This is a genomic window from Planococcus sp. ISL-110 (assembly GCF_018613575.1).
Lineage (GTDB): Bacteria > Bacillota > Bacilli > Bacillales_A > Planococcaceae > Planococcus.
Genome location: NZ_JAGGPX010000006.1, coordinates 58,917 through 70,063, shown reverse-complemented (window position 1 = coordinate 70,063; position 11,147 = coordinate 58,917). Strand labels below are relative to the sequence as shown.

Here is an 11,147-nt window from a genome sequence, read left to right as displayed (position 1 = left end):
ATTCGCAAACAGCATAAAAAGCCATCCAAAAAGGACGGCTTTCTCTACTGTATAAAAGCTGCAATCAGGTTTTCTCTCCTAGTGCACGGTAAATCTCGCTTTCGAAAAACTGGCGGCGATGATCAGCTGACCTTCTTCTGGACAAGGTGCCATTTTCAAAAACACGTTTGCATAAATAAAACGGAGCCTCGTCATTCTCTGCTACTTGCCAGTTGCCGTGGAGAGACTGCTGGCCCCCAAAATCCACCGAAAATTTTTGTCCGACAGGCAACACCGGATACTTGCATTCCGGTGTTGCTTGTTTATCGTTGGATGTTTTTTTAGATATGTCCACAATCAACACTCCCTTCTATTACTAACCGCCTTGAGTATTCCACAAACCGCTCTCTGAAATCCATTCATTCGGCATAAACCCGCCGGCATCTTTATTCTCTTAAATACCCGAATCTTAAATGGCTTCAAACTCCCAGAAGGTCGGCTCTTTTGACACTATACGGACATGATTAAATATTTCCACTTATCTTAAGAGTGGTAATCGAAAAGGATTTCTACCAGAACATCGGCTTTAAGCACTTCTTCAGCCAAACAGATTTTCCTGCCACCCAGGAAATCGGCATGGCTTTGAACGATGAAGATTTCCTGACCATTTCCATCGAACTGGCTGAACAGTTGAAAGAGCCTTATTTCGCCTTTATGGTCGCCTTGTCGAGCCATACACCTTATGAAATACCAGCAGAACTCGAGCAACTGGATTTGGCCGGATATGAGGATTCATTGCTAAAAGGCTATTACGAAACCGTTCATTATGTCGTTGGGGCTGTCGGAGAGATGATTGAAGAGTTGAAGCAGAAGGACCTGTGGGATGGTTTCCTCATCGTTTTTTATGGCGATGGCGACCGCGACCGCGGACTGACTCAGCCTGATAGCGAAATGGCGCAGGAGCTGGTTGATGAAACCAAAGTGGAATTATTTGAAGTCGATCATCAAGTACCGCTTTTCATCAAAGAACCCGATATGGAAACAGGAAGCACAGTTGACAGCATAGGCGGGCAAATAGATATTGCTCCAGCCATCTTATATGCTTGGGCAAACCTTGATCGATGACGACAGTGACCTGACTGTTTTCCGTAATGGCGCTTTCCGTTACAAGAAACTTTATTTCGAGCCCGATTTGACTGCAGCTGCTACAACACTGCTTCAGGCGAAGAGGTTGAATTCGATCAATGCAGCAAACACATTGAAGCTACAGGCGAACAGCTTCGCATATCTGATTTGATCATCGAGAAAAATGCCCTTTGTAGAATCAGCAATAGCAAAAAGTGACAAAAAACCATCTTCGTGGACAATCGAAGATGGTTTTTTGCAGAGAGCCGAGGTGCTTCAATGTCTTTTAGCAAATTTCCACTATATGATGGTTTTATAAAGAACTGAGCCGCTATTTTAAAGAAAAGGATGATGGCCATGAGAGCGCTGACAAAAACCATAGGATTGCTTGCCCTGCTCATCTTATTGAGTGCGTGCAACAGCAATTCACAGGACAGTGAAGCAAATGCCGGCCAATTGAACGATGGCAATCCGGCACCTTCTTTTGAGTTAATAGATTTGGATGGAAACCAACAGAATCTCGCCGATTATGCCGGCCAAAAAGTCTATGTGAAGTTTTGGGCATCCTGGTGTTCTATTTGTTTGTCGGGCATGGAAGAGCTGAATGCATTAGCCGCTGAAGAAACGGATTTTGCGGTGCTGACCATTGTCTCGCCCGGCTCTAATGCTGAAAAGAGCACCGAGTCATTCGCCAAATGGTTTGAAGGGTTTCCAAATGCGGAAAATATCACCGTGCTGTTGGATGAAGGCGGCACCTTCTTCGATGAATATGGCATAATCGGCTATCCGACTTCTGTCTATATCGGATCAGATGGGACACTCGTCAAAAGTCTGACAGGCCATTTCAGCAATGAAGAAATCAAAAAGAGCTTCGAGACCATCCAATAAAATAAAACAAGCCTGTTCTCATGAGTTATCGTTGTATACTCCATATCCTGTTTCCAGAACTTCCTAATACAAAATAACCACGCTCTGCCTTTAACGGCCCAGCGTGTTTTTTGTCAGTTTTTCAGGAAATCCGCTTGCACGAAGGCCGGGTTCGGGTAGCTGTAGAATCCTTCGCCAGTCTCTCTTCCAAGTTTTCCTTTGTCCAGGTATTCGGTCTTCAGCATATGCCCCAATTCCACAAACTTGGGATTGCCGTTAGCAGCTTTCGCTTGGACAATATTGTGGGCGGTGTTGATGCCGACCACATCCAAAATCGCAAAAGGACCGAGCGGTGCACCTGTTGCGATCATCCAGGTCTTGTCGACTGTTCCGACATCTGCCACTCTTTTGACCAGCAGCAGTTCTGCCGCTTGCAGGAAAAGCACCAATAAAGAGTTTAAAATATAGCCTGCCTGCTCTTTATGAAGTGGCAGTGCCACCATTCCGATGGCTTCCGCGAATTGGATCACATCGTCAAAATTCTCGTCAGCCGTTCCCGGATGCTTCATGATTTCAGCGGTGTTATTGATCCGGATCGTATTAGCAAAATGCAAAGCCAGAAATTTTTCCGGCCGTGCTGTTGCTTCTGCAAATTGGCTTGGCAGCAAGGTCGATGAATTGGTCGCAAACACTGTTTTTTCAGGAGCTGTTTTACCCAGTTCTCTATAAAAAGCCGCTTTAATGTCCACCACTTCCGGAATTGCTTCAATGACCAAATCCGCATAGGCTACAGCTTCCGCCAGATTTGTGTGAAAAGACAAGTGATCGTATGCTGCATCTACCTCTGTCTCACTGGCATTCAGGTCGTGGCGGTAGTTTTTCTTCAGCTTTGCCAGCCGCTTTTTTGAACTTGCAATGGCCTCATCGTTGATATCATAAATTGCCACATCGAATCCTTTAAATGCTGTCTGGTAGGCAATCTGGCTCCTTAATACGCCACTCCCTGCCACTGCAATATTTTTATAATCCACTATCATTTCATCCTTGTCAGGCTAGCAAATATAGTGATCTAAAGAGTTTTTCAATCCGTAAAAAAAGGCAATTTTGTCCGCACTGTTCTGTATAATGGCCCCAGTAATTTTCGCAGCGCGTGGACTGGGGGCACCGGACTCCTGCTGTGCCACTGAATCCACTCCAGTGCAACCAGGCTCAAAATCAGCCAGATGGCACCGGCAATATAGCCAGCTAGGACATCACTTGGAAAATGCGCACCGAGGTATATCCGACTGATGCCGATTGCAATGATGAGTCCGCTCAAAACGGCGACTGTCAGCCAGTGAATCCAAGGCCCCTGCCGCGTCCGAATTATCAGGTACATTACGAAACCATAGAATATCAATGATCCCATCGAATGGCCACTTGGAAAGCTGTAGCCGAGCGCATCAATTTCGGCATTGATGCTTGGGCGTTCTCTGACGTATAGATTCTTCAGCAACAGCGTTAAGAGCGAACCGCCGCCCACTGCAATTATAAAAAACAGCATGCCCCATTTGTCTTTCATTTTAAATCCCAATACGGCTAAAACACTGATTGACAGAACCGTTAAAAACCAGACTGAGCCCATTTCGGTAACGATAAACATCACATTGTCCATCGCTTGGCTCGATCCCGCTTCCATCAAGGCGATGACCGCACGATCAAACAAGCCAAATTCCTTTTCCATCACTTCTTCCGCCAACTCTGCAAACAATACAATAAACAATGCGGCAATACCTAGCCCGCCAAGCAGCAGCAAAAAAGCCAGACCGGCCATTTTTTCATTTTTCTCCATCCTATCGCTCCTATTTTCCACAGATAATATTCCTTACCCTTTCTGCTTTGAAAATATGTAAAGGAAAACAGTCTTTCCAATCCTACAATTTGTTACAAAGGCTGGCGCGTGGTATTTTTATCGTAAGACCAAGTACATCACTCAGGAGCTGATCGTTTGAAACAGTTAACTGGAAAGACAGCCATCATTACAGGAGCCAACAGCGGCATCGGATTGGAAGCCGCGAAAGTGTTTGCTGAGCAAGGGGCACAGATTATCATGGCTGTGCGCGATACAGAAAAAGGCAAGGCTGCCCGTGATGTGATTCTCAATAATGTTAAAAATGCGCTCGTGACCGTGATGAAGTTGGATTTGGCGGACCTTGCCAGCGTCCGGGCATTTGCAGACAACTTCAAGAACCAGCACGATTCACTTGACCTGCTGATCAACAATGCGGGTGTCATGACTCCACCCTATTCGAAAACAAAGGATGGATTTGAACTGCAATTCGGCAGCAATCATCTCGGCCATTTTGCGTTGACCGGCCTGCTGCTGCCTTTGCTGAAAAATACACCAGAGTCACGCGTCGTCTCCCTCAGCAGTTTGGCCCATAAAGGCGCCACTATCTATTTTGATAATCTTGACGGTGCAAAAGGCTATAAGCCGATGAAGTTTTACAGCCAAAGCAAGCTGGCAAATCTATTATTTGCGCAGGAATTGGACAAGCGCTTCAAGCAAAACGGGTTGAACAGCTTAAGCCTTGCCTGCCATCCTGGTATTTCCGCAACGAACCTATTTAAGTTTGGCAAGCGGGATGCCCCAAAGCTAATGAAAACACTCATGCATAACTTTCTGCAGCCGCCTGAAATGGGTGCTTTGCCGACCGTTTACGCGGCGACCGACTCGCGGCTCACAGGCGGCGAGTACATCGGACCCGACGGCAAAGGCCAGCGCAAAGGCTATCCAACATTGGACACACCTCATGCATCTGCCGGTGATGAAGCGGTTTCGCAGAAGCTTTGGGAAGTGTCAGAGCAGCTGACCGGTGTGAAATTTGAATTCAACAAAACAGCAACCCAATAAGAAAAGCCATTTTCAGGTCTATCCTTGAAAATGGCTTTTCTAATTCCACAAACCATTACAAGCGAGCAGCTGTATAATGCTTGTCGAGAAACTCCTCGATTACCGTCTGGTGGCTGCCGACCATCTTGTCCGGCAGCTCATCCGGAGCGAAGAACTTGAAGCTTAAGGATTCTTTTTTATCGACGATCAGCTCGCCACGGTATTCGTTGGAATAATAGGCGACCGTCACAACGTAGAACTCATCGCCATTTTCCGCCACCACGAAATGCTGCGGCCCGGAGTAGACATTGATCAGGTGCAGCCCATCAACCCTTAGCCCCGTCTCTTCCATGACTTCCCGTTTTGCTGTATCTTCCGTGGATTCCCCAAGCTCCATGAGTCCGCCTGGAAGGCCCCACAAATCTTTCGGGAATTTCCGCTCCTCCAGCAGCAAGCGGCCTCCTTTATCCACAATTACGACCACTGCCCCGACAAATATCAATGGCCGGTGACCGACCACTGCCCGCAGTTCTTCTATATAGCCCATTTGGCCAACCTCCCTTATCTTTAGTATTGAATCCTAACCGCGCATCCTGTTCCTGAATCCCCGTACCACAATTTCGAATATAACTGCTGCAAAAGCAATCACCCACAGCATGTGCGAACGGAAGCAGGTAAGCGAGCTTTGGGAAAGTACCGCCCATCACATCCAATTCAAACCAGGTACCGCTTAACCAGGTCGTGATGTTGACGAAAATCGCAAAAATCGCCATCGCGATGCTTAAGCGGGGCTCCAATCCTCCTGACAAAGTCCTCCCCTTGCTTATCGTCCGATCTGCCAAAGCAAACTTGTCCATCAACCGGTCCATTTTTTGCTATGCTTCTTTTTATCGTATCGTCGCCATAAATCCTGTCAATTTTTCTTTACAGAAAAATTGCATGCTACCGTGGTTTCCTAAGGGGAAATATTCAACTCGTTCTTTACAGTCTGCGGATTTTCAGCAATGCTGCCGCCCAGCATAATCGCGTCCCCACTCGTCGGTTTCACCAGGCAGCTCAGTAATTTGATGGTCGTGATTTTTCCCGCTCCATTTTCATCCACTAGTGCAAAAATCTCGCCTTGCCCGATTGTCAGCGAAAGATGATCTACGGCAATCCGATCCTTGAATGTTTTGGTCAACTCTTTAATCGAACTATCCGTGGATGCGCTATTGCTTCCTTTTTTCCATTCTACCGCTCAGCGCAGCTAATGAAAAATAAAGCGATAGTTGCTGAAAAGGTATTGGAAACTTAAAAAACAGATAAAAAAATTCAAAACATTTTAAAGTGGATATAAAGAAATCCACGACCCATCAAGCGTTAAAAGTCGACGTGGTACTGAACAAAGAAAATCTGAAAACCTCCCCCAAGCGAAAAAATCATTGATGTTAAAGTGACTTGCAGCGAGCGGAAAAAACATCATTAAGCACAAACAGAAAAATGTGTACCATCAGACAATTGATGAAACACATTTTTTATTGTCGAAATTTCCAAATGAACAACAGAACCGATAAAATAACCTTTAGAGATTCCAGTAAGACCGGAATAATTGAAATGAAGGAAGTGATCTTTTGCTTACAGGAAAAACGGCCATCATCACAGGTGGCAACAGCGGCATCGGCTTTGAAACTGCAAAGGGCCTGGTGGCATTGGGCACGCGGGTCATTCTTGCTGTCCGCAATACCGAAAAAGGAGCCGCCGCACGTGCTGCGTTATTGAAGCTCCATCCTTCTGCGCAAATCGATGTCATGAAACTTGATCTGGCTGATCTTGAAACGATCCGTTCGTTTGCCGGAGAGTTCAGAAAATCCTGCGATAAAGTCGATCTATTGATTAATAACGCCGGCATTATGACACCCCCTTATACAAAAACGAAAGACGGCTTTGAAATGCAGTTCGGCAGTAATCACCTTGGGCATTTTGCATTGACCGGCCTGCTGCTGCCTCTGCTGACAAACACTCCAGGTTCACGTGTCGTGACCGTCAGCAGCCGGGCGCACAGCCGCGGCTCTATCGACTTTGCCAATCTTGATGGGACAAAAGGCTACCAGGCAAAAAAAGTCTATAACCAAAGCAAGCTCGCCAATCTGTATTTTGCATTGGAACTCGACAAGCGCTTGAAAAAACACGATCTTCAGACGATCAGTGTGGCCTGTCACCCTGGGGTTTCTGCCACCAATATCCTGAAGTTCGGCAGATGGGAAATCCCACTCGTATTCAAAAGCATCGCCAACCTTTTTCTTCAGCCGCCCGACATGGGGGCTTTATCGGTAATTTATGCAGCGACCAAACCTGGCCTGACGGGCGGTGAATACATCGGTCCCGTCACCCAGTTTCAGCGGAGAGGCTATCCGGCCCTAGGAACACCCCACGCCAATGCGACCGATCAGGAAGTTTCCCGAAGGCTTTGGGACGTATCAGAAAAGCTGACAGCTGTTGCCTATCCGTTTAAACACCCTGTGGAAGGGGTGGCCAGCCCTGATGCCGAACATTTCTGTTGAAAACAGCTTGCTGTCCATAAACCCGCCCAAAGAATTTCTATGCTCAGACATATTGTCCACTCCCCAGGGAATACCTAAAGGAGAGCGTACGATTTGTAGTGTATACAACAATTTTTCATTATAATGGAGGAATTTATAGCATGAGCAAAAAAAGTATCATTGTCGGCGGCGTCGAATTAGAATGGGACTTGGAAACAGGAGAAGCTCTTTTTGAAGGCAGAGATGTCGTTCTCTTTTGGACAAGCGCCATGGAAACTTTCTTCGATACGATTAAAGACATTTCAGGAAGTGAAGCGACACAGCTTGTATTGGAAACAACCGGATTTCGCCAAGGGGTCATTGTTGGGGAAGGGTTCAAAGACATGAAGCAAATTGATAACTCTAACGCGGTCGAGTGGATTTCCAATACATATGCTCCTGCCGGTTGGGGGAAAGTTGAAATTGTCGAAATGGATACTGAAACACACACCTTTACGATGCATATCCAGAACGACTGGGAATATAAAATGAACCTGTTGAAAAACAAGGATGCAGAAGGCATATTTGTACCTTCTCATTACGCCGGCGTATTGACAGGTTTATTCGGCATCAATTTCTGGTACAAAATCATTCAGTATCAAAACGAAAGCATCCCCTTCAGCATCGTTGAGTATTTCCCTTCTGAAGTGACGGTCCAGCAAAATATCCATGAGCTTTCCAGAAAACAGGAAGCCGACCAAATCCGAAAGTTGGAAACCTTAGTGGATGAGCATACGAAATCCCTGCAGAATTTAGTGAAGGAACTTTCCTCTCCAATCATTCCTGTGCTCGAGGGCATTATCGTGGTCCCGATGATCGGTACCTATGACGAACAGCGGACAGAGGATTTGATTTTTAAAACCTTGAGCGAACTTCCGAAACATAAAGCCAAATATCTGCTCGTTGATTTGACCGGGCTGAATCGCCATATCACGGAACATACAGCTTCTTTGATCGATAAGTTGGGCGCTTCCGCAAGGCTTCTGGGAACAGAAGTTATTCTGGTCGGCATCTCACCTGAACTGGCCATTATCATTGCCCAATCCCAGAACAGCTTGAAGACTTTCGAATCTCTGCAAAGCCTGCAGCATGGGATTTACTATGCTCTTGGCCGCAGTGGCCGGAAAATTGTTTGATGCACCCTATCGGATTGCCTGTCAAAGCCCTGCCTCTTTGGAGACATTTTCTCCGTAAAAGAATATAATAGTTTCTGTCTGTTTATTTCTGCAGACAGGATAGCCATTGGATAGATCAATGGTTAATGGAGGAGATCACTTGAACGCAAAAGCTTTTTCACTGGCATTATTTTCTGTGTTAATATGGGGCTCTTCATTTGCGGCCATTCGTGTCGGCCTGCAGGGCGGCTATGACGCCGGACAGAATGTGCTCGTCCGCTTTCTGATTGCCTCAGCCTTGTTCTTCATTTTCGCTTTATGGCCAGGAACGAAATTTCATCTTCCCCAAAAAGGCGACATCATCCGGATTCTTGTACTGGGCTGGATCGGCATCAGTGTTTACCATATCTTCGTCACCTTTGGCATGGAGACGATTTCTGCCGGCACCGCCGGCATGCTGGTCGGTTCTGGACCGATCTTTACGGCGTTGATCGCCGCGTTCATCTTGAAGGAACGGCTGACCGGCCTTGGCTGGATCGGTCTGGGCATCGGATTTATCGGCATTTTGTTTATCGCTTTCGGGTCAGCAGGCGCTTCTCTTACACTGACAAATGGTGCCTTGCTCGTATTGATTGCCGCATTTGCATCAGCCATTTTCTTTGTTTTCCAGAAGCCGCTGCTGACGCGCTACTCCGCAATTGAACTGACTGCCTACTTTACATGGGCTGGTACCTTGCCGTTTCTCATTTTTTCACCCGGGCTGTTGTCTGCCATGCAGGAAACCACTTTGGAAGCTCATTTCGCTACACTGTACGTTGGGGTGTTTCCAGCGGCAATCGCTTATGTGACATGGGCAACTGCCCTATCACTCGCCAATGCCAGCTCTGTCTCGAGCCTGATTTACCTGGAACCAGCAGTGGCGATCCTCGTTGCCTGGATGTGGCTGCACGAACTGCCGACTCCCCTGTCGCTTATCGGTGGCGTCATCGCAATCGGCGGCGTTATGATTGTCAACCTGATGGGCAGAAAACGCCGGGTACTTTCCGGAAAAACCGCAGAATCTTCGTTATAAAATCAAAAACAGCGTCACCTGAAAAAAATCCAGGTGACGCTCAGCTTGTTGAAAAAGTCTTCATACTCTATTTCACTCTAAGCGGACGCATTCCGCTACATTCAAAGAAGAAAGAGTCTATAAAGTGGTTTGCAGAAGCGTCCGCTCGACTCCTGCGGGAAAGCGAGACGGCCGAGACCCCGCGGGAAGCAAAGCGAACGAGGAGGCTTGGACGCGAGCCCGCGGAAAGCGAGCGGTAAGCTTCGGAAAACTACGGCTTGTTAGAAGTTTCTCGACAGCCTGAGCGTCACCTGGAAAAAATCCGGGTGACGCTGTTTTTAATTGATGGATTACTCTTCGACCTGGAACCAGCCCGGTGCATTGGTGACCATATTCCATAGGTTTTCCGGGACATCAAGCTGTTCTTTTTTGCTCAAATGGATCGCCTGGAAAATTTCCTCATCGCGGCTCTTTTTAACTTTCGCCAGCCAGTCAGGATCCATGATCAATGCGTGGCCAAGCGATACCAGCGGTGTAACCTCCAACGCTTGCTTTACTTGTTCAAGTGTCTGCAGCCCGCCTACTCCAATCACTGGCACTCGGCTGCCTATATGCTGCTGGATCATTTCTACACGTGACCGGCTGTCTTCCTCTCGGATCGATCCGGCAAAAAATCTGCCGACGGATGCATGGATATAGTCGATGCCCCGGTCAGCGATGGCAGTCAAAAACTCCAGTGTATCGTTCATCGTGATGCCCGGTTCTTCCCGCTCTTCAGGGCTGATGCGATAGCCGACCACAAAAGGCTTTTCAGCATGCTTGGCGACCGCTTCCTGAATCGACTCGATCACTGCCAACGGAAACGCCATGCGCGCAGTGACGTCGCCTCCCCATTTATCGGTGCGGACATTGGAATGCGGAGAGAAAAATTGCTGGATCAAATACGTATTGGCACCGTGGATTTCCACACCGTCAAAGCCCGCCTCGATGGCACGCCTTGCCGCTTCCCCGAACGCCGTAATCGTTCTCTCGATTTCTTCAGGCGTCATTTCACGCGGTGTCGCTGCATTGGGGCGTAGAGCCGGAACAGTGCTCGCAGAGACTGGCTGTTCGCCTTTCAGCAGCTCTTCAGTGGACATCCGTCCTGCATGGTAAAGCTGCAGAATCGCTTTGGCACCGCCTTCTTGGATTGACGCGGCCAACCGCGTTAAGCTGTCGATCCGCTCATCGCTGTCTGCACCAAAGGGATTGGAAAATCCTACACCGAGAGGCTCGACATGTGCACAGGCTGTAACAACAGCACCCAACCCGCTTTGGGCACGACGCTTGTAATAAACTAGTTCTTCTTCCGTGACATCGCCATTGGAATCTGAAGACGAAGTCGTCATTGGAGCCATCAGGATGCGGTTTTTAACGGTCAGCCCGGATTTGAACGTAAATGGCTCGAATATATTTTGTGTTGTAATGGTCATGTGAATTCCCCCTTGACTATTCTTTTACCCCTCCGAAGGTGCCTGCAAGCCTAACGCCTTCATTATTCCATGGTAGGACACCAGAACAAAAAGAGCTGGATATGCTTA

The 11,147-nt window shown here is 47.5% G+C and carries 12 protein-coding genes and 1 pseudogene; 7 read left to right on the top strand and 6 right to left on the bottom strand.

Annotated elements, in window-relative coordinates; translation table 11 throughout:
* Window positions 1-64: 64 nt before the first annotated feature.
* Window positions 65-334 carry a hypothetical protein gene (locus J7I83_RS03355; RefSeq protein WP_215099268.1) on the bottom strand — a complete coding sequence of 90 codons (270 nt, stop codon included), beginning with the start codon at window positions 332-334 and terminating at the stop codon, window positions 65-67.
* Window positions 335-528: 194 nt separating this feature from the next.
* Between J7I83_RS03355 and J7I83_RS03350 the strand changes: the two genes are divergently transcribed.
* The 3 genes from J7I83_RS03350 to J7I83_RS03345 all read left to right on the top strand — a co-directional run bounded on the left by J7I83_RS03350 (window position 529) and on the right by J7I83_RS03345 (window position 1,992).
* Window positions 529-1,104, top strand: coding sequence for an LTA synthase family protein (locus J7I83_RS03350; RefSeq protein WP_353048220.1), 576 nt, complete (start codon window positions 529-531; stop codon window positions 1,102-1,104).
* On the top strand, window positions 1,061-1,276 hold the full coding sequence (locus J7I83_RS17720; protein WP_251047426.1) for a hypothetical protein: 216 nt from the start codon (window positions 1,061-1,063) through the stop codon (window positions 1,274-1,276). Before J7I83_RS03350 ends, J7I83_RS17720 begins: the two co-directional genes overlap by 44 nt.
* Before the next feature lie 185 nt (window positions 1,277-1,461).
* Window positions 1,462-1,992, top strand: coding sequence for a TlpA family protein disulfide reductase (locus tag J7I83_RS03345; RefSeq protein WP_215099267.1), 531 nt, complete (start codon window positions 1,462-1,464; stop codon window positions 1,990-1,992).
* A 113-nt stretch (window positions 1,993-2,105) separates the two neighbouring features.
* Here the strand turns inward: J7I83_RS03345 and J7I83_RS03340 are convergent, their stop codons facing one another.
* Window positions 2,106-3,002 (bottom strand): 3-hydroxyacyl-CoA dehydrogenase, encoded by an 897-nt coding sequence (locus tag J7I83_RS03340; protein ID WP_215099266.1) that lies wholly within the window; start codon window positions 3,000-3,002, stop codon window positions 2,106-2,108.
* Window positions 3,003-3,052: 50 nt separating this feature from the next.
* On the bottom strand, window positions 3,053-3,802 hold the full coding sequence (locus J7I83_RS03335) for a phosphatase PAP2 family protein (protein WP_215099265.1): 750 nt from the start codon (window positions 3,800-3,802) through the stop codon (window positions 3,053-3,055).
* Window positions 3,803-3,958: 156 nt separating this feature from the next.
* Here J7I83_RS03335 and J7I83_RS03330 point away from each other — a divergent pair, with 156 nt between their 5' ends.
* Entirely contained in the window at window positions 3,959-4,864 is a 906-nt protein-coding gene (locus J7I83_RS03330) for an oxidoreductase (RefSeq protein WP_215099264.1), read from the top strand.
* A gap of 55 nt (window positions 4,865-4,919) precedes the next feature.
* Here the strand turns inward: J7I83_RS03330 and J7I83_RS03325 are convergent, their stop codons facing one another.
* Both J7I83_RS03325 and J7I83_RS18190 read right to left on the bottom strand, forming a co-directional pair.
* A complete protein-coding gene (locus J7I83_RS03325; protein WP_215099263.1) occupies window positions 4,920-5,390 on the bottom strand; it encodes an NUDIX hydrolase in 471 nt (156 codons plus the stop codon).
* A gap of 33 nt (window positions 5,391-5,423) precedes the next feature.
* Window positions 5,424-6,032: pseudogene (locus tag J7I83_RS18190) on the bottom strand (ATP-binding cassette domain-containing protein).
* 421 nt (window positions 6,033-6,453) lie between these two features.
* On the opposite strand from J7I83_RS18190, the gene J7I83_RS03315 reads away from it, so the two are divergent.
* The 3 genes from J7I83_RS03315 to J7I83_RS03305 all read left to right on the top strand — a co-directional run bounded on the left by J7I83_RS03315 (window position 6,454) and on the right by J7I83_RS03305 (window position 9,588).
* Window positions 6,454-7,383, top strand: a complete 930-nt coding sequence (locus J7I83_RS03315; protein WP_215099262.1) for an oxidoreductase — start codon at window positions 6,454-6,456, stop codon at window positions 7,381-7,383.
* A gap of 140 nt (window positions 7,384-7,523) precedes the next feature.
* On the top strand, window positions 7,524-8,537 hold the full coding sequence (locus J7I83_RS03310; RefSeq protein ID WP_215099261.1) for an STAS domain-containing protein: 1,014 nt from the start codon (window positions 7,524-7,526) through the stop codon (window positions 8,535-8,537).
* 139 nt (window positions 8,538-8,676) lie between these two features.
* Window positions 8,677-9,588 carry a DMT family transporter gene (locus J7I83_RS03305; RefSeq protein WP_215099260.1) on the top strand — a complete coding sequence of 304 codons (912 nt, stop codon included), beginning with the start codon at window positions 8,677-8,679 and terminating at the stop codon, window positions 9,586-9,588.
* Between the two features lie 329 nt (window positions 9,589-9,917).
* Here the strand turns inward: J7I83_RS03305 and J7I83_RS03300 are convergent, their stop codons facing one another.
* Window positions 9,918-11,039 (bottom strand): NADH-dependent flavin oxidoreductase, encoded by a 1,122-nt coding sequence (locus J7I83_RS03300; protein WP_215099259.1) that lies wholly within the window; start codon window positions 11,037-11,039, stop codon window positions 9,918-9,920.
* Between the last annotated feature and the right edge of the window lie 108 nt (window positions 11,040-11,147).

Coding starts and splice junctions, on each gene's coding strand:
- J7I83_RS03300 (WP_215099259.1), bottom strand. CDS start 11,039: ATGACCATTACAACACAAAATATATTCGAGCCATTTACGTTCAAATCC.
- J7I83_RS03310 (WP_215099261.1), top strand. CDS start 7,524: ATGAGCAAAAAAAGTATCATTGTCGGCGGCGTCGAATTAGAATGGGAC.
- J7I83_RS03325 (WP_215099263.1), bottom strand. CDS start 5,390: ATGGGCTATATAGAAGAACTGCGGGCAGTGGTCGGTCACCGGCCATTG.
- J7I83_RS03335 (WP_215099265.1), bottom strand. CDS start 3,802: ATGGAGAAAAATGAAAAAATGGCCGGTCTGGCTTTTTTGCTGCTGCTT.
- J7I83_RS03345 (WP_215099267.1), top strand. CDS start 1,462: ATGAGAGCGCTGACAAAAACCATAGGATTGCTTGCCCTGCTCATCTTA.